Source organism: Enterobacter sp. 725m/11 (genome assembly GCF_011683705.1).
Classification (GTDB): domain Bacteria; phylum Pseudomonadota; class Gammaproteobacteria; order Enterobacterales; family Enterobacteriaceae; genus Enterobacter; species Enterobacter bugandensis.
The window spans coordinates 1-18403 of sequence record NZ_JAAQOK010000056.1; the positions used below are offsets into that span (position 1 = coordinate 1).

The following is an 18403-nucleotide window of genomic DNA, read 5'->3' on the forward strand; positions in this document are numbered from 1 at the left end:
TCCGTCGTCGTCAGCGTCAGATGTGTATAAGAGACAGGTCGTACATCATGTTCATGGTGATACGCAGGCCGAGCGGATCGATGCCCCAGCCCCACTCGCTTACCTGAATATGCGGGTTACGCAGGGACTTCACGATGTTTGCCGCGCTGGTGTTGCCCGCGTTCATGTCCGCCGAGGCGCAGCGCGAGGCGTAATAGCTGAACGAGACAAAATCGACGGTGTTTTTCAGCAGTTCGTCATCGCCTGGGTCTTTAACAATCACGACGCCTTTCTCGCGGAACACGCGGGCGGAGTAGGCCGGATAGCTGCCGCGCGCCTGCACGTCGATAAAGAACAGGTTCTCGCGGTCTTTCTCCAGCGCCATCCACACGTCTTCCGGCTTGCAGGAGTACGGGTAGAAGTTACCGCCCGCCAGCATGCAGCCGACCTGGTTTTCCGGGTTTACCTCGTGAGCGATTTTTGTCGCCAGCGCGCTCGCCACCAGCTCGTGGTGCGCGGCCTGGTATTTCACCTGATCTTCGTTTTCACCTTCCTCAAACACCAGCCCCGCGCCGGAGAACGGGCTGTGCAGCATGATGTTGATTTCGTTGAAGGTCAGCCAGTATTTCACCAGCCCGTTAAATTCCTCGAAGCAGGTGCGGGCGTAGCGGGCGAAGAAATCGACCATCTTACGGTTGCGCCAGGAGCCGTACTCCGTCACCAGGTGCATCGGCACGTCGAAGTGGCAGAGCGTTACCAGCGGCTCAATGTTGTACTTTTTACACTCCTCGAACACCGCGCGGTAGAAGGCGATGCCCTCTTTATTCGGCAGCGGCTCGTCGCCGTTCGGGTAGAGGCGGCTCCAGGCAATCGAGGTGCGGAACACCGTAAAGCCCATCTCCGCCATCAGGGCGATGTCCTCTTTATAGCGATGGTAAAAATCAATCGCCTCGTGGCTCGGGTAGAACTCGTCCTCACGCAGCGAAAAACGCTTTTCCTGACCGACCTTCACCGCCAGGCGATGCGCGCCGTGGGGGATCATATCGACCGTCGTCAGTCCTTTGCCGCCTTCACGGTAAGCACCTTCACTCTGGTTGGCGGCAAGCGCGCCGCCCCATAAAAATCCTTGTGGAAAAACAGACATTCTTACCTCGCTTTCAATTTATGCTTTTGCTGCATTGTTCTGTACCGGTGCGGTCTGCAGGGCGCGCGCTTTTTCAGCCTCGTCTTCGACCGGGATATCCTCAAACCCTAACAGCAGGGTCAGAACAAATGACAGCACCACGGCCAGCCCCATTACGCCAAACACCCAGACGATGGTCATCGGGTTGGCCGGGTCGAAGAACTGCACGCTGGTAAACAGCCCCGGCGCCGCCATCGAGTGGCTGGCAAGGCCTGCCATACCCGCCACCGCGCCGCAGATAAAACCGCTGATCAGGCTCGCAATCAGCGGACGCTTCAGGCGTACCGCTACGCCGTACAGGGCCGGTTCAGAGATCCCCGCCATGATGGCGGAGGCCGCCGCGGCCAGCGCCGTCTGGCGCAGTTCCGGGTTTTTCGTTTTCCATGCCACCGCCAGCGACGAGCCGCCGAGCGACAGGTTGGCGCCGATTTCTGACGGCATCACCATTCCTTCTTTGCCCGTTTCGGCAATGGTCTGAATGATGGTCGGCGTAAACACGCGGTGCATCCCGGTCATCACCAGCAGCGGCCACAGTGCGCCCATGATGGCGACGGAGAGCCAGCCCAGGTAGCCGTGAATGGTGTAAACCAGCGCGGAGATGGCGCTACCGATCCAGATCCCCAGCGGGCCAATCAGCACGATGGCGAGCGGGGCGGCAATCAGCACGATCAGCATCGGCTTGAGGAAGTTTTTGGTCACCGCCGGGGTGATGCGATCCACCCAGCGTTCGATATACGACAGGCACCAGGTCATGACCAGCGCCGGGATGACGGTATAGGTGTATTTCACCGCCGTCACCGGAATAAAGGCGAACTCAACGTGCTCGCCCTGCGCGGCTTTCGCCATCAGCTCGATAAAGCTCGGGTGCACCAGCACGCCCGCGATGGCAATCGCCAGCGACATGTTGGTTTTAAACTTCACCGCCGCCGAGGCCGCCACCATCAGCGGCAGGAAGAAGAACGCCCCGTCGCCAATGACCGTCAAAATGGTGAGCGTCGGCGCGCCTTTTTCCAGTACGCCAGTCATTTCGAGGATCATCGCCAGCAGCTTGACCATCGAGCCTCCGATGATCGCCGGGATCAGCGGCGACATGGTGCCGATCAGCGCGTCGAGGATCCCGGCGCCAATGCGGCGTAACGTCAGCTTCTGCGGGCCTTCCGGTACCACGGGCTGCAGGTCAACGGGCAGCAGGCTCACTACTTCGCGGTACGCCTGTGAAACCGTGTTGCCAATAATCACCTGGCACTGGTTGTCGTTACGCACCACGCCAAGCACGCCGCTGATGCTTTTCAGGCGCGCAACGTCGGTAAGATTTTCGTCTTTCAGAACGAAACGCAGGCGCGTCATGCAGTGGGTGACGGCGACGATATTCTCTTTGCCGCCCAGCGCGCTGATAACGTCGTTTGCCAGCGCAGCGTAGTTTTTGGCCATCGGATCTGTTCCTGTTATCGTTGTGTGAAATGTAGGAAACCGGTTCCACATAATCATCATGAGTTTCTTTTGTTGAAACAAGACCGCTTTTTGGACATTTTTTCTTTTCGTGATGAAGATCGCAGTGGGGTGTAGAAAGCGTGACGTCGTCGCTGCGACAATTTTTTCGCGGTGCAGTACACTGCCCGCATGAGTTTCGGATGGAAGAACAATATGACCACGATGCTGGAAGTGGCGAAGCGGGCAGGCGTGTCGAAAGCGACGGTTTCCCGGGTGTTGTCGGGCAACGGCTACGTTAGCCAGGAGACCAAAGACCGGGTTTTTCAGGCCATTGAAGAGAGCGGCTATCGCCCGAACTTGCTGGCGCGAAATCTGGCGACCAAACGCACCCAGACGCTTGGGCTGGTAGTGACCAACACCCTGTATCACGGCGTCTACTTTAGCGAGCTGCTGTTTAACGCCGCGCGGATGACGGAAGAAAAAGGGCGGCAGCTGATCCTCGCCGACGGCAAGCACAGCGCCGAAGAAGAGCGCGAGGCGATCCAGTATCTGCTGGATATGCGCTGCGATGCGGTAATTATCTACCCGCGTTTTCTGAGCGTGGAAGAGCTGGACGAGCTCGTCGAGAAATGCGAGCAGCCGATTATGGTGCTTAACCGCCGCCTGCGGAAAAACAGCAGCCACAGCGTCTGGTCCGATCATAAAGCCTCGTGTCAGGACGCGGTGTCGCAGCTGATTGCGAAAGGGCACCGGGAGATTGCCTTTATCACCGGTTCGCTGGATTCCCCCACCGGGGTTGAGCGTCTTTCCGGTTACAGGGATGCGCTGGCGCAGCACGGTATTGCAGCGCGTGACGCGCTTATCGCCGAAGGGAAGTGGAACCCGGCCAGCGGCGCGGCGGCGGTCACTCAACTCCTCTCCCGCGGCGAACCGTTTACCGCGCTGGTGGCGAGCAACGACGATATGGCGATCGGCGCCATCAAGCAGCTGCACGACAGCGGGGTCGCCACGCCGGACGCGGTGTCCGTCATCGGCTTTGACGACGTGGCGATAGCGCCCTACATCGTGCCGTCGCTCTCCAGCGTCCGTATTCCGGTGACGGCGATGATCCAGGAGATCGTCAGTCGCCTGATTTTCATGCTCGACGGCGGAGAGTTCAAATATCAGCAAACCTTTTCTGGCGAGCTTGTCCTGCGCGACTCCGTTACCGATGGCCCGCACCGCTGACGTCGACATCTGTCATCGTCACTAATGACGATGACAGAAACGCTGCGTTTTTATTATCCTTAAAAATCAGTGTGTTAAATATTGGCACGGTTTATGAATAGCTTCGCGCATAACAGTTATGCCGGAGAAGCAGATGAACCGTTTTATAATGGCCGATGCCAGCAAGTGCATTGGTTGCCGTACCTGTGAAGTGGCGTGCGTGGTTTCCCACCAGGCGGAGCAGGATTGCGCCTCTCTCACTCCCGATACCTTCCTGCCGCGCATTCACGTCATTAAAGGTGTGAATATTTCCACCGCCGCCATCTGTCGCCAGTGCGAAGATGCGCCGTGCGCGAACGTCTGCCCGAACGGGGCGATTAAGCGCGAGAAGGGCTTTGTGCACGTGATGCAGGAGCGCTGCATCGGCTGCAAAACCTGCGTGGTGGCGTGTCCGTATGGCGCGATGGAGGTGGTTGTCCGCCCGGTGGTGCGCAACAGCGGCATGGGGCTGAGCGTGCGGGCGGAGAAAGCCGAAGCTAATAAATGCGATCTTTGCTATCACCGCGAAGCCGGCCCGGCCTGTATGGAGGCCTGCCCGACGCACGCGCTGGTCTGCGTGGATCGTGACAAGCTTGAGCAGATGAGCGCAGAAAAACGCCGTCGTGCGGCGTTCGACACCTCGTCATCGCTGCTGTTTTAAGCTGCGATGAGCGTTAACGGCGTACTGCTTCGGGTGCGCGGCAAAGTGCAGGGCGTGGGGTTTCGGCCCTTCGTCTGGCAGTTGGCGCACCGGCTGAAGCTTGTGGGCGATGTCTGCAACGACGGAGAGGGTGTCCTGGTGCGTCTCGCGGGTAATGGGGGGGACTTTACCGCGAGGCTGCATCAGGACTGCCCACCGCTGGCGCGCATCGATCGCGTTGAAACGCAGCCGTTCACCTGGGCGGATATGCCTGAGGACTTTACCATCCGCCACAGCGATCGCGGGGCGATGGATACGCAAATCGTGCCGGATGCCGCCACCTGCCCGGCGTGTCTGACTGAAATGCGCGATCCCCGCGAGCGCCGCTATCGTTACCCGTTTATCAACTGCACCCACTGCGGGCCTCGGTTTACCATTATCCGCGCCATGCCGTACGACCGTCCGGCCACGTCGATGGCCGCATTCCCGCTCTGCGCGCCGTGCGAAACCGAGTACCGCAACCCGGCCGACCGCCGCTTCCACGCCCAGCCGGTGGCTTGTCCGGACTGCGGGCCGCAGCTGGAATGGCGAGCCGGAGATACTATTGCCACTCGCGAATCGGCCTTAAACGCGGCGGTGAAGAGGCTGAAAAACGGCGGGATCGTGGCGGTTAAAGGGCTGGGGGGATTTCATCTGGTCTGCGACGCGCTTAACCCGCAGGCAGTGGCGACGCTGCGGGCACGCAAGCAGCGCCCGACGAAGCCGCTGGCGGTGATGCTACCGGATGCGGACGATCTGCCGGAGACGATACAGACGCTGTTACGCTCGCCCGCGGCACCGATCGTGCTGACGCCGAAAGCTTCGCTTCCCGCGTTTCCCGAGGAAATTGCCCCAGGGCTCGACTGCGTTGGCGTGATGCTGCCCGCGAACCCGCTCCAGCATCTTTTGCTGATGGACTGCCGGCGCCCGCTGGTGATGACCTCCGGCAACCTCTGCGGCAGGCCGCCTGCCGTCACCAACGCGCAGGCGCTGGAGGAGCTCGGCGGCATCGCGGACGGCTTCCTGCTGCACAACCGCGACATCCTGCAGCGCATGGATGATTCGGTGATGGATCGGGATGGCGCTATCCTGCGTCGTGCCCGGGGTTTTGTGCCCGATGCCGTCACGTTGCCCGCGGGTTTTGAGAATATCCCCGCCATGCTGTGCACCGGTGCAGAGATGAAAAACACCTTCTGCCTGGTGCGCGGCAACCAGGCGGTGCTGAGCCAGCACTTTGGCGATCTGAGCGATGAGGGCGTAGAGGCGCAGTGGCGCAGCGCGCTCTCGACGATGCAGGACATCTACGCTTTCCAGCCTGATAAGCTGGTGTGCGATGCCCATCCGGGGTATCGCGCGCGCCGGTGGGCGCAGGAGCAGGCGCTGCCCGTCGAAACCGTGCTGCATCATCACGCTCACGCGGCGGCGTGCCTGGCGGAGAACGGCTGGCCACTCGGCGGCGGAGACGCTATCGCTCTGACGCTGGACGGGATCGGCATGGGCGAGAACGGCGCGCTGTGGGGAGGAGAGTGCCTGCGGGTGAACTATCTCGACTGCGAACGGCTCGGCGGCCTGCCTGCCGTGGCGCTGCCGGGCGGCGATCTGGCGGCAAAGCAGCCGTGGCGTAATCTGCTCGCCCACTGCCTGGCGTTTGTCCCGGACTGGCAACGCTACCCGGAAACGCGAGCGGTTCAGCGCCACAGCTGGCCGCTGCTGGCAACGGCGATCCAGCGTGGCATCAACGCGCCGCAGGCGTCGTCCTGCGGTCGTTTGTTTGACGCGGTCGCCTGCGCGCTGGGCATTGACGCGCAGCGCTACGAAGGCGAGGCAGCGTGCAGGCTGGAGGCGCTGGCATCGCAGTGCGCGGGCGTTGACCATCCGGTGATTCTGGAAGCGAATAACCTTGCGCTGTTCTGGCAGCAGTGGTTGAACTGGCAGGCGGAGCCCTGCGAGCGCGCGTGGGCGTTTCACGACGCGCTGGCAAAAGGGCTGGCTCAGCTCGCCGCGCGCCATGCCCGACGCTTATCGATTTCGACAATCTGCTTCAGCGGCGGCGTGTTGCACAACCGCCTGCTGCGCGAGCGCCTGCGTCATCATCTCTCTGACTTTACGCTTCTTTTTCCTTCGCGCCTGCCCGCAGGTGACGGAGCGATCTCCTTCGGGCAGGCGGTGGTTGCCGCTGCCCGGTCATGTTCAAAAAGGATTTAAAATGTTACGACTGTTACGCAACGAACCTCGCGCCGCGCTTCTGCTGCTGGCTCTGGTAATGGCAAACCTGCTGGCCTGGGGATGGGCATGGCACTCTTTTAGCGGCAGCACGGCGCTGATGGCCGCCAGCCTGCTGGCGTGGTGCTACGGGCTGCGCCATGCGGTGGATGCCGACCACATCGCGGCCATTGATACCGTGACGCGTAAGATGATGCAGCAGGGCAAACGCCCGTGCGGGGTGGGGGCGTGGTTCTCGCTGGGGCACTCCACCATCGTGGTGCTGGCCTCCATTGCCATCGCCGCCACCGCCACGGCGTTTCAGAAAAACATGGAATGGTTCCACGAAACCGGCAGCCTGATTGGCACTGCGGTATCCGCCACCTTCCTGCTGGCGATGGCGCTGGTGAATATGGTGATCCTGCGCGGCGTCTGGCGCAGTTTCCAGGCGCTGAAAAAGGGCCAGACGGTGCAGGGTGACGTCACGCTGCCTGCCCAGGGGGGCGTTATGAACTGGCTGTTCGGTAAAACCTTCCGCCTCGTCAATAAAAGCTGGCAGATGTATCTGGTGGGTTTCCTGTTTGGCCTCGGCTTCGACACGGCCACCGAAATTGGCGTGCTGGGGATCTCCGCCGCCAGCGCCTCCAGCGGGATGTCCGTGTGGTCAATCATGATCTTCCCGGCGCTCTTCGCCAGCGGCATGGCGCTGGTGGATACGCTCGATAACCTGCTGATGGTCGGTGCCTACGGCTGGGCGTTTGATAAACCGCAGCGCAAGCTCTACTACAACATGACCATCACCGGCACCTCCGTGGTGGTGGCGCTGTTTATCGGCGGGCTGGAAGCGCTGGGCCTGCTGATGGATAAATTTGCCCTCAGCGGCGGCATCTGGGATCTGATCGGCGCGGTAAATGACAACCTGGGCAACGCCGGGTTTGTGGTTGTCGGGCTGTTCGTTGCCTGCTGGCTCATTTCCATGGCCAACTATCGCTGGCGCGGCTACGACGCGCTGGTGGTGCGTTCCTGAACTCCCAACCCTGTTTTACCCGGCGGCGCTACGCTTGCACGGGTCTGCATGTAGGCCGGGTAAGCGGAGCGCTACCCGGCAATACGAGGGTTAAGCAGGCAGCGATTTCAGCAGGGCGAAGGCCTCCTTCATCCGGTCTTCGCTGACGACAAAGGCGCGTATCTGACCGTCAGCATCGGTGCCGCGCGCCACCATTCCCTGCGGTTCGAGGGTAATTTGCCAGTTCAGATCCTGACGCTGCGTTTCACCTGCAAGATGCAGCGGCAATTCCGGCGTTTTGACCTTTACCAGCATGGCGGGTAATTTCAGCGGCGCGCTGCCGCCGAGCAGGTTTTTTGCCAGATACATGGCGCTTAATTGTATCGGCTGCAGGAAGGGCAGCACCTGGCCGTTAATTTCCGCGCAGTCGCCCAGGGCATAAATATCCGGCCGCGTGGTTTGCAGGTAGCTATTTACCTTCACGCCGCGGTTTATTTCAGCCCCTGCGCGATGCGCCAGCGCGGTTTCCGGGCGCAGGCCCGTCGCGGCAACCACCGCATCCACTTCTACGCTGCGGCTTCGGTCGAGCGTGGCACGGATACCGCCTTCGGTTTTGCTCAGGCTTTGTAGCTGCGATTTCAGCAGCAGATGCACGCCCATATCAGTCAGACGATGCTGTAAGCGACTGCTTACTTCTGCCGGCATCAGCGCCGACAGAATGCTCGCCGCGTGGTCAACCAGGGTCACGGATTTTCCCGCCCGACAGAAGTCCATCGCCAGCTCGGTGCCGATCAGCCCGCCGCCGACAATCATCACTCTGGCGGCATCGCGTAGCCGGGTTTCGCTGGCCTGATACTCTTGCTGGCTGTTGAGGGTAATCATCAGCTCGCGGCCCTCAACCGGCGGCACAAACGCAGATGCCCCGGTCGCCAGCACCAGCCTGTCGTACTGCCAGGTTTTCGCTTTCGCTTTTACCACGTGGGCGTCGGCATCGATATCGGTGACCCAGGTGTACGGAAACAGGCGCAGGTTGAACTGCTCTGCGAACTCCCCCGCCGTCTGGCGGGTGAGGTCATCGGCGCGCTGATTCTGGCTAATGACGTGGCTTAAATCAGGCTTGTTGTACTCGTCCATGCTGTCGGCGGCGATCAGCGTCAACGGCACGTTTGCATCCTGTTTGCGGATATTTTTCACCAGCTGGCGGGCAGCAAAGCCAGAGCCGATGATAACGATGCCGTTGCTCATTTTGCCTCCGTTGCCAGTTCATCAAAGACGTCTTTGCCGAGGGAGCATTCCGGGCAGAGGAAGTTGTCCGGCACCTCGCTCCACGGCGTGCCCGGGGCAACATCCTGCAGCGGTTCGCCAAGCTCAGGATCGTAGATCCACTGGCAGACGCTGCACTGCATGCGCGGACCGAGATCGGCGCTGGCTGCCGCAGAACAGGTTTGTGGCTGTTCCGCAGGTTTTGCGGTGACTTCAGGAAGCGGGGCGAGCGCCCACTGACGGGCGATGTCGCGGCCATGCTGGCGGCAGATTTCCAGCGCGTCGATATCCGGACGCCATTTCGCCTTCAGGCTCATGGACATCTCAAAACCTGCATCCTGTAAACGGGTGGAAAGACGGTCTACCGCGCCGCCGCTCCAGCCGTGTGAACCAAAGGCGCTGGCGCGTTTGTTACGAAAGCGCAGGCCGGTCATCTCTTCCACCAGGCCGGCAATCTTCGGCATCATCACGTTATTCATGGTGGAGGTTCCCACCAGCACGCCCTTGGAGCGGAAGACGTTGGTCAATACCTCGTTCTTATCGCTGCGCGCCACGTTGAAGATTTTCACCGCCACGTTCGGGTCAACTTCATTGATCCCCTGGGCAATCGCGTCCGCCATCATGCGGGTGTTGTTGGACATGGTGTCGTAGAAGATAGTGATGCGGTCTTCCTGGTAATCCGCGGCCCACTTCAGATACAGCTCGACGATCTGGGTGGGGTTTTCACGCCACACCACGCCGTGGGAGGTGGCAATCATCTCCACCGGCAGGTTGAAGCCGAGGATTTCGGTAATTTTAGGCGTCACCAGGCGGCTGAACGGGGTCAGGATGTTGGCGTAGTAGCGCTGACACTGTTCGAACAGCTCGGTCTGATCCACTTCATCATTAAACAGGCGTTCGTCGCAGTAGTGCTGGCCGAAGGCGTCGTTGCTGAACAGCACCGCGTCGCCGGTCATGTAGGTCATCATGCTGTCCGGCCAGTGCAGCATCGGGGTTTCGACGAAGATCAGCTGCTTGCCGTTGCCGATATCCAGCGTGTCGCCGGTTTTTACGGTGTGGAAGTTCCACTCCGGATGATGGTGGTGGCCGTTAATTGAATCAATGGCGTTGGTGGTGCAGTAGATTGGGGTATCCGGAATGTGGGACATCAGCTCGGTCAGCGCCCCGGCGTGGTCCTCTTCCGCATGGTTGATGATGATGTAGTCGATGTCATTCAGGTCGATTTCACCGCGCAGGTTCTGCACGAACTCACGGCTGAATTTGTGATCGACGGTATCGATCAGGACGTTTTTACCTTCGCGGATGAGATAGCTGTTGTAGCTGCTGCCGCGCAGCGTTTTGTATTCCGTCCCGTGGAAATCGCGCACTTCCCAGTCACGTTGACCCACCCAATGAATGTTATTTTTAACCAGAATAGACATAGCAACCTCAACTTAATACAGCGTTTTTAAATAAGATGGTTTGCTTATATCAAGTTGCGTGCCAACTTTTTAAATTATTAATATTCAATAAGTTGTAATTTAATGGCCCGTAATGAGTAGTCATTATGACTATCCTAAAAAGAGTCAATATGACATTATGCATTGTCAAAATGACAGTGAGGCAGACATGAGCTTTTCCGTAGACGTGCTGGCGAAGATCGCCATCGAGCTGCAAACCGGTATCGGCCATCAGGACCGCTTTCAGCGCCTGATCTCCACGCTGCGCCACGTGCTGGATTGCGATGCGTCGGCGCTGCTGCGTTACGAAGGGCGGCAGTTTATTCCGCTGGCTATCGACGGCCTGGCGAAGGACGTACTCGGGCGGCGCTTTACGCTGGAGGGCCACCCGCGTCTGGAAACCATCGCCCGCGCGGGCGACGTGGTGCGTTTCCCGGCAGACAGCGATCTGCCCGATCCGTACGACGGTCTGATTCCGGGGCAGGAGAGCCTGAAGGTGCACGCCTGTATTGGCCTGCCGCTGTTCGCCGGGCAGAATCTGATTGGCGCATTAACCCTCGACGGCATGTCGCCGGACCAGTTCGACACCTTCAGCGACGAAGAACTGCGCCTGATTGCGGCGCTGGCAGCCGGAGCGCTGAATAATGCGCTGCTGATAGAGCAGCTGGAGAGCCAGAATATTCTTCCCGGAAGCCCGGCGGCGTTTGAGCAGGTGGCGCATACGGAGATGATCGGCCTTTCGCCCGGCATGGCGCAGCTCAAAAAAGAGATTGAGATTGTTGCCGCGTCCGATCTGAACGTGCTGATCTTCGGAGAGACCGGTACCGGTAAGGAGCTGGTGGCCAAGTCCATCCACGAAGCTTCGCCGCGCGCGGTCAACCCGCTGGTGTACCTCAACTGCGCCGCGCTGCCGGAAAGCGTGGCGGAGAGCGAGCTGTTCGGTCACGTCAAAGGGGCGTTTACCGGGGCCATCAGCAACCGCAGCGGCAAGTTTGAAATGGCCGATAACGGCACGCTGTTTCTTGATGAGATTGGCGAGCTTTCCCTTTCACTTCAGGCCAAGCTGCTGCGCGTATTGCAGTACGGCGACATTCAGCGCGTGGGGGATGACCGCAGCCTGCGGGTGGACGTGCGGGTCCTTGCTGCGACCAACCGGGATCTGCGCGAAGCGGTGCTGGCCGGGCAGTTCCGCGCCGACCTGTTCCATCGGCTGAGCGTGTTCCCGCTGTCGGTGCCGCCGCTGCGCGAGCGCGGAGACGACGTGGTGCTGCTGGCGGGTTATTTCTGCGAACAGTGCCGTCTCAAAATGGGGCTGTCCCGCGTGGTGCTTAGCCCGGGGGCGAGAGCGCATCTGCTCAGCTACGGCTGGCCGGGCAACGTGCGCGAGCTGGAACATGCGATTCACCGCGCGGTGGTGCTGGCGAGGGCGACGCGCTCGGGGGATGAAGTGGTGATTCATGCGCGCCATTTTGCGCTGCATGAGGAAAATGCCCCGACCGTGAAGCCTGCAGTGCCTGAGAGCGCAATCGAAAACCTGCGCGAAGCGACGGAAGAGTTTCAGCGTCAGATGATTACCCGCGCGCTGGAGCAGAATAACCGCAGCTGGGCGGCGTGCGCGCGGGCGCTGGAGATGGACGTCGCCAACCTGCACCGGCTGGCGAAGCGACTTGGGCTGAAGGGTTAAATAATCCCGGCCTGGTAGAAGTCCTGCAGGTTGATAGCGCCGCACAGCCTGCCGTGCTCGTCCACCACCGGTGCGGCGGTGATTTTGCGCTTCATTAGTACCTCTTTGGCTTCAATGGCGCGGCTGTCGGCGTTGAGCGTCAGCCCCCCTTTGGTCATGGCGTCAGACACGTTTGTTTCCAGCCTGCCGCCGCCCACCAGCCAGCGGCGCAGGTCGCCGTCGGTGAACACGCCCTTCACGTTTCCGCCGTCATCGCATACCGCCACCAGCCCCAGACCGGTGCGGCTCAGCTCCAGCATCGCGTCCATCACGCTGGTATCGAGTTTGACCTGCGGAATGGCATCGTCGGTGCGCATCAGATGGTGAACCTTGTTGAGCAGTCGCGCGCCGAGCGCACCTGCCGGATGCGAACGGGCAAAATCTTCCTCATTGAATCCGCGCGCCTGCATTACCGCCATCGCCAGCGCATCGCCCATCATCAGGGTGTTAACGGTGCTGGAGGTCGGGGCGAGGTGCATCGGGCAGGCTTCACGCTCAACGGAAATATCCAGCGTCGCTTTGGCGGCCAGCGCCAGCGGCGAGTGAAGTTTCCCGGTCATCGCCAGCAGGGCGACAGATTTTTCCTGCAGGCGCGGAATAATCAGATCCAGCTCTTTGGCCGAACCGGAGTAAGAGATAAACAGCATCACGTCGCGGCTTTCGATCATCCCGAGATCGCCGTGCAGCGCCTCTGCCGGATGCACGAAGAACGCCGGGGTTCCGGTGCTGGCGAGCGTCGCGGCAATCTTCTTGCCGATATGGCCGGATTTACCGATGCCCGCCACAATCACTTTGCCTTCGCAGTGGATAATGGTGTTGGCGGCGCGGACAAAATCCTCGCCCAGACGTTCCGGCAGGCGGCTGGCTTCCTGCAGCTCCAGCATCAGCGTCTGGCGGCCCGTTTCTAACAGAAAATCACTCATCTCTTTCTCCGGTTACGATCACGTCGATCCCTTTCTCTTCCAGCGCTTTTTTGAACGCCGGATCGATACCCGCGTCGGTAATCAGCTTATCAACGCTTTCGAGGCTACAGACAATATTGGGGCTTTTGCGGCCAAACTTCGACGAGTCGGCCATTAAAATCACTTCCCGCGCGGCGTTACACATGGCTTTGCTGACGCTGAACACCTCGTTAAACGTCGTGACGCCTGCGTTCAGGTCGATGCCGTCGGTGCCCATAAACAGTTTATCGAAGCTGAAGTGGTCGAAAGCATTCTCCGCCAGCTGGCCGTGAAAGGACGCCGATTTTTTGCGGAAGGTGCCGCCGGGCATCAGGATGGTCTGCTCGCTGTCGAACTCGGACAGCGCGTTGACGATGTGCAGGCTGTTGGTCATCACCGTGATGTTGTTAAAGCGGCTGAGCAGGGGGATCATCTGCAGGACGGTACTGCCTGCGTCGAGGATGATGGAATCGCCGTCCTGGATAAATTTGACGGCGGCTTCGGCAATCAGCGCTTTCTGGTGGGTATTGATCAGCGTTTTGTGATCGATTGGCGGGTCCGCTTCGTCCTTGTTGAGCACCACGCCGCCGTAGGTGCGAATAACGGCGCCAGAGTTTTCGAGCAATACCAGGTCCTTGCGAATTGTCGTGCCGGTGGTGTCAAAGTAGTGGGCCAGATCCTCTACCGAGCATTTTCCCTGCTTTTGCAGATGCTCGAGAATGGCCGCCTGCCGCTGACGTGGTTTCATAGGCGCTTCGTTCCTTAGGTTGCGAAATGATAATTTCGCAAGTCTATAACTTTCACAACGAAATTATCCATGTTTCAGATTGAGCGCTAATGATAGTGCATTCTGACAGAGTGGATCATGGGGAAAGATCACATCAGGCTGCAATTCCTGTAACAAGAGGCCGTTGATTGCCTGGATTTTGGCCGGACGGGCAAATACCGTCATGCCACGCATGAGGAGGGAATCGCACACCCGGTCGTGCTCGTCCAGTGCTACGGCGACGACCACGCGCGGTTTAAAGCGTCCGCCGGAACGCCCGACGCCGACGCGGCCCTTCTGACACAGCGCATCAAACGCGCGGTTAAACTGGTGGATCTGCCAGCCGCCAAACGCCATCTGGCACAGCCAGGCGAGGGCGGCGACGGTGATGAGTGCGGTTACCATATCGACTCCTTGTTTTGTTCCCTCTCCCTTTGGGAGAGGGTTAGGGTGAGGGCATCAGGCCGCTCGATCAGAACATCACCTGCCCACCGGTCACGTTAATCGACTGCCCGGTGCAGTACGACGCTTTCGGACTGGCGTAAAACAGCAGCATGTTCAGCACGTCCTGATAGTCACACCCGCGCTTCAGCGGCACTTTATCGATGTAGTACTGCTCCACTTCCTCAGCCTTGATGCCGAGCTTGGTGGCGTACTGCGGCAGCAGGGACTGGAACATCGGCGATTTCAGCAGGTTGCCCAGCATCAGCGAGTGCACGGTAATCCCGTATTCGGCCAGATCCAACGCCAGAGACTGCGTCAGCCCCACGCCGCCAAACTTCGCCGCGCTGTACCCGGAGTTGTGCTTGCTGCCCACTTTCCCGGATTTTGAGTTGATCTGAATAATGCGCCCCTGAATGCCGTCGCGGATCATCAGACGGGAAAACTCGCGGGCGCAAAGGAAATAGCCCACCAGATTCACCTGCAGCGAACGGTCAAAATCCCCCAGCTCGAAATCGCTGATAAACGCCGCTTTCGCAATCCCCGCGCTGTAGACCAGCAGGTCGGTGCGCCCAAAAATCTCGTCCACGCCGCGGGCCAGCGCCATCACGCTCTGCTCGCTGGTGGCGTCGGCACCAAACCCGTACGCCATCCCTTCGCCAAACTCGGTGTTAATGGTGTCCGCCACGCGGGCGGCTTTTTCACTCTGAATGTCCACTACCGCTACGCGGTAGCCCTCTGCGGCAAGCCCACGGCAGAGGAACTCGCCTAAGGTTTGTCCCCCACCAATGACAACGGCAACCTGACTCATGTGACTCTCCTTAATTACGCAACAAATTTTAACGTGCAGCCTGGGGTGACAGCCTGCGGAACCGGGCCATCCACGTGAACCGTACCGGGGTATTCCGCCTGCGGCTGGCCGTCGAAGCGCAGGGTGATGTGGCCGAGCTCGCGCAGGTTTTGCTCGGCCACGTCGCCGACGGCGGTCACGGCATAGCGCGCCTCGCCCAGCTCCAGCTGGCTCCCGGCCTTCAGCTCGCCGTTCAGTTCGCCGTGGCAGTGGATAAAGCAAAACTCTTCAATATCCGCCGGAGCGCCTTCGCGGAAGGTGATCAGCATCTGGTCGCTCAGCGCGTCCGCTGCGCTCTGGCCGATGCGGGTAATGGTGGTCTGGTAAATGACGTTCATTGCAGGAACCTCTTATTGATAGATAAAGCCGGAGACAAACCAGGCAATCAGCACCGTCGGCGCGCCCGTCAGGAAGCGGCTCACCAGCACGGACGGTACGCCCACGCGCACGGTGTCCTGGCGCGCTTCGGCCAGCGACAGCCCCACGGGGATGAAGTCGCACGCCGCCTGGGCGTTAATGGCAAACAGGGCGGGCAGGGCGAGGTGCGGGGGAATGTTCCCCAGTCCAATCTGCACGCCAATCAGCACGCCGATGACCTGAGCAATCACCGCGCCCGGGCCGAGGAACGGCGACAGCAGCGGGAAGGAGCAGATCAGCGCCAGCGTCACCAGCCCGAGCGGGTGGCTGGCGAGCGGGGCGAGGCCGTGGGCAATCCAGTCGCCCAGACCGGACGCCATGATGATGCCGATCAGCGCCGAGACGAACGCCATAAACGGCAGAATCGTTTTCAGCACCGTGTCGATAGTGTCGCGCCCGGACTGGAACAGCACCGCCACGGCGGAGCCCATCCCCATCCCGACCTTCGCCAGCAGGCCGTCGCTCTGCTCGGTGATCTTCTTGCTGGTGTCGTACTCGCGCGGGGCTGCTTTTTGCGGCGCGGCAGTGCCATTCACCAGAGTGATGTTGTCCTCCTTCACGCCCGAGACATAAATGTCCTCAAGGATGTACTGCGCCAGCGGGCCGGATTTCCCGGTGGAGTGAATATTCACCGTCGGAATGCGGCGCTTCGGATAGATGCCGCAGCGCAGCGTGCCGCCGCAGTCAATCACCGCCACGCCGATGTCCGCTTCCGGCGGCTCGCCCTCTTTAAAGCCGTCAACCGCTTCCCAGCCGGTCAGCTCGCGCAGCTTGTCGACAATCGCCGGGCGCGTGCCCGCGGTGATGTAGACGATCTTTTTGCCTTCGGTGGCGTCGAACTCCAGCGGGCCGCCCCAGCCGCCCGTGCCTTTCTCAATGCGGATCCGGTTCATGCTGTCGCTCCTGAAAGATGGACCTTCTGTTCAAGCTGGATGCCCATTTTTTTCTCGAAAATAGCGGTGGTGAGGTCAGTCACCCAGCCGCGGAAGAAGTTGGTCACCAGGCCAACCAGCAGGTAGCTCACCGCCAGCGGGCCGAGCGGCAGGCCAAGCGTGGTCAGGCCGCTGGCGATCCCGAGGTAGACAAACAGCTCTCCGGGGTTGATGTGCGGGAACAGGCCGTTCATCGAGTGGCAACTGTAGGAGGCGGCGGCGTAGTAGCTCGGCTTGTACTTTTCCGGCATAAAGCGGCCGAGGCTTAAGGTCATCGGGTTACAGAAAACAAAGGTGCCGATGAATGGCAATATCAGGTAGCGGGACAGCGGGTTACCGGCGCAGCGCTGGGCAAAGCGTTCGATGCGCTGCTGGCCGATAAAGTTGATCAGCGCGTTCATGATCACCAGCAGGCTGATCAGCAGGGGCAGGATCCCGGTCACCATGCCGGTGAACACTTCTCCGCCTTTCTGAAACAGCCCGATGAACCACTCGGCGCCGTGGGTGATGGTCTCTATCATTCTTCTCTCCTGTGGGGCTTTTTTGTTTTTGTATAACTGCGGCTAATAATAATCACTTTGAAAGGTTTTAAAGTGTTGGTTAGATCTCACAATGAAAGAAAAATGTATTATTTTGAAAGTTAATTGATGGGATGAATGATTTTCGGTGGAAAAAAGCGTGGATTTGCGTTGTGGAGGCGCGTACCGCTTCCTTGAGGTGTTGCGGATGCTTTACCATACTGGGTTCTTATCGAACCCGTTAAATGGATGTCTCATGTTCAAGCGTCGTTATGCAGCGCTGTTGCCTGCGCTTATCCTGCTGTCTGCCTGTAGCAGCAAACCTAAGACCGAAGCCGTTCAGCAAACGGCGGGCGCGCCTTCCGGGGGATTCCTGCTGGAGCCGCAGCACAATATGATGCAGATGGGAGGCGACTTCGCGAATAACCCGGCGGCCGAGCAGTTCATCGATAAAATGGTGAGCAAACACGGTTTCGACCGCCAGCAGCTGCATGAAATTTTGTCTCAGGCGAAGCGTCTGGACTACGTTCTGCGCCTGATGGACAGGCAGGCACCGTCCGCCCAGGTGCCGAGCGGGCCGAACGGCGCATGGCTGCGCTACCGCAAACAGTTTATTACCCCGGACAACGTGCAAAACGGCGTGGCGTTCTGGAACCAGTATGAAGATGCGCTCAACCGCGCGTGGCAGGTTTACGGCGTGCCGCCGGAAATCATCGTCGGGATTATCGGCGTAGAGACTCGCTGGGGGCGCGTGATGGGCAAAACCCGCATCCTCGACGCACTGGCGACGCTCTCCTTTAACTACCCGCGCCGCGCGGAGTATTTCTCTTCCGAGCTGGAAACCTTCCTGCTAATGGCGCGCAACGAGCAGGACGATCCGCTCGATCTGAAAGGGTCATTTGCCGGCGCGATGGGCTACGGCCAGTTTATGCCGTCGTCCTATAAACAGTATGCCGTCGACTTTAACGGGGATGGTCACATTAACCTGTGGGATCCGGTGGATGCCATCGGCAGCGTGGCGAACTACTTCAAAGCGCACGGCTGGACGCCGGGCGGCCAGGTTGCCGTGCGGGCGAACGGCGAAGCGTTTGGTCTGGAAAACGGCTTTAAAACCAAATACAGCGTTGCGCAGCTGACGGCGGCAGGCTTAACGCCAACCCAGCCGCTGGGCAACGTTGACCAGGTGAGCCTGCTGCGTCTGGACGTGGGAACCGGCTACCAGTACTGGTACGGCATGCCGAACTTCTACACCATCACCCGCTACAACCATAGCACCCACTATGCGATGGCGGTGTGGCAACTGGGGCTGGCGGTATCGCAGGCTCGCGTCCCGGCGGCGTCGCCGTTTAGTCAGTAACTCGCCTTTTTCCGCCCTCTCCCTGTGGGAG

The 18403-nt window shown here is 60.0% G+C and carries 16 protein-coding genes and 1 pseudogene; 6 read left to right on the plus strand and 11 right to left on the minus strand.

Going from position 1 to position 18403, the window contains the following annotated elements; all coding sequences use genetic code 11:
* Positions 1-37: 37 nt before the first annotated feature.
* Both ascB and ascF read right to left on the minus strand, forming a co-directional pair.
* Positions 38-1123 (minus strand): annotated as a pseudogene (ascB, locus tag HBA26_RS19385) (6-phospho-beta-glucosidase); the annotation flags it as partial.
* A gap of 18 nt (positions 1124-1141) precedes the next feature.
* Positions 1142-2593 carry a PTS cellobiose/arbutin/salicin transporter subunit IIBC gene (ascF, locus tag HBA26_RS19390; protein WP_045261256.1) on the minus strand — a complete coding sequence of 484 codons (1452 nt, stop codon included), beginning with the start codon at positions 2591-2593 and terminating at the stop codon, positions 1142-1144.
* 213 nt (positions 2594-2806) lie between these two features.
* On the opposite strand from ascF, the gene HBA26_RS19395 reads away from it, so the two are divergent.
* From HBA26_RS19395 to HBA26_RS19410, 4 genes are all read left to right on the plus strand, one after another.
* Entirely contained in the window at positions 2807-3820 is a 1014-nt protein-coding gene (locus HBA26_RS19395; protein WP_032644912.1) for a LacI family DNA-binding transcriptional regulator, read from the plus strand.
* A gap of 133 nt (positions 3821-3953) precedes the next feature.
* Positions 3954-4499, plus strand: a complete 546-nt coding sequence (gene hydN, locus HBA26_RS19400) for an electron transport protein HydN (protein WP_008499565.1) — start codon at positions 3954-3956, stop codon at positions 4497-4499.
* Positions 4500-4505: 6 nt separating this feature from the next.
* Positions 4506-6722: a carbamoyltransferase HypF gene (gene hypF, locus HBA26_RS19405; RefSeq protein WP_049002023.1), complete on the plus strand. Its 2217-nt coding sequence runs from the start codon at positions 4506-4508 to the stop codon at positions 6720-6722.
* A 1-nt stretch (position 6723) separates the two neighbouring features.
* Entirely contained in the window at positions 6724-7746 is a 1023-nt protein-coding gene (locus HBA26_RS19410) for a HoxN/HupN/NixA family nickel/cobalt transporter (RefSeq protein ID WP_045261259.1), read from the plus strand.
* A 90-nt stretch (positions 7747-7836) separates the two neighbouring features.
* Here HBA26_RS19410 and norW read toward each other — a convergent pair whose 3' ends face one another.
* Together norW and norV are read right to left on the minus strand one after the other, a co-directional pair.
* Positions 7837-8970 carry an NADH:flavorubredoxin reductase NorW gene (gene norW, locus HBA26_RS19415; protein WP_126344968.1) on the minus strand — a complete coding sequence of 378 codons (1134 nt, stop codon included), beginning with the start codon at positions 8968-8970 and terminating at the stop codon, positions 7837-7839.
* Complete coding sequence (gene norV / locus HBA26_RS19420; protein ID WP_063437565.1) at positions 8967-10409, minus strand: anaerobic nitric oxide reductase flavorubredoxin; 1443 nt, start codon at positions 10407-10409, stop codon at positions 8967-8969. Before norV ends, norW begins: the two co-directional genes overlap by 4 nt.
* A gap of 187 nt (positions 10410-10596) precedes the next feature.
* Here norV and norR point away from each other — a divergent pair, with 187 nt between their 5' ends.
* On the plus strand, positions 10597-12111 hold the full coding sequence (gene norR / locus HBA26_RS19425) for a nitric oxide reductase transcriptional regulator NorR (RefSeq protein WP_048960108.1): 1515 nt from the start codon (positions 10597-10599) through the stop codon (positions 12109-12111).
* Here the strand turns inward: norR and gutQ are convergent.
* From gutQ to srlA, 7 genes are all read right to left on the minus strand, one after another.
* A complete protein-coding gene (gutQ, locus tag HBA26_RS19430; RefSeq protein WP_028014199.1) occupies positions 12108-13073 on the minus strand; it encodes an arabinose-5-phosphate isomerase GutQ in 966 nt (321 codons plus the stop codon). The genes norR and gutQ overlap by 4 nt on opposite strands.
* The gene (locus HBA26_RS19435; protein WP_010434430.1) at positions 13066-13839 is read right to left on the minus strand and encodes a DNA-binding transcriptional repressor; all 774 of its coding nucleotides are present in this window, start codon (positions 13837-13839) and stop codon (positions 13066-13068) included. Before HBA26_RS19435 ends, gutQ begins: the two co-directional genes overlap by 8 nt.
* A 63-nt stretch (positions 13840-13902) precedes the next feature.
* Positions 13903-14262, minus strand: coding sequence for a transcriptional regulator GutM (gutM, locus tag HBA26_RS19440; RefSeq protein WP_028014197.1), 360 nt, complete (start codon positions 14260-14262; stop codon positions 13903-13905).
* A 67-nt stretch (positions 14263-14329) separates the two neighbouring features.
* Positions 14330-15109, minus strand: a complete 780-nt coding sequence (srlD, locus tag HBA26_RS19445; RefSeq protein ID WP_023294411.1) for a sorbitol-6-phosphate dehydrogenase — start codon at positions 15107-15109, stop codon at positions 14330-14332.
* A gap of 14 nt (positions 15110-15123) precedes the next feature.
* Positions 15124-15486, minus strand: coding sequence for a PTS glucitol/sorbitol transporter subunit IIA (gene srlB / locus HBA26_RS19450; protein WP_045261263.1), 363 nt, complete (start codon positions 15484-15486; stop codon positions 15124-15126).
* A 12-nt stretch (positions 15487-15498) separates the two neighbouring features.
* Positions 15499-16458 carry a PTS glucitol/sorbitol transporter subunit IIB gene (locus tag HBA26_RS19455; RefSeq protein WP_045261264.1) on the minus strand — a complete coding sequence of 320 codons (960 nt, stop codon included), beginning with the start codon at positions 16456-16458 and terminating at the stop codon, positions 15499-15501.
* Positions 16455-17018 carry a PTS glucitol/sorbitol transporter subunit IIC gene (gene srlA, locus HBA26_RS19460; RefSeq protein WP_003862164.1) on the minus strand — a complete coding sequence of 188 codons (564 nt, stop codon included), beginning with the start codon at positions 17016-17018 and terminating at the stop codon, positions 16455-16457. Before srlA ends, HBA26_RS19455 begins: the two co-directional genes overlap by 4 nt.
* Positions 17019-17271: 253 nt before the next feature.
* Between srlA and mltB the strand changes: the two genes are divergently transcribed.
* Complete coding sequence (gene mltB, locus HBA26_RS19465) at positions 17272-18372, plus strand: lytic murein transglycosylase B (RefSeq protein ID WP_206512917.1); 1101 nt, start codon at positions 17272-17274, stop codon at positions 18370-18372.
* Positions 18373-18403: the final 31 nt, after the last annotated feature.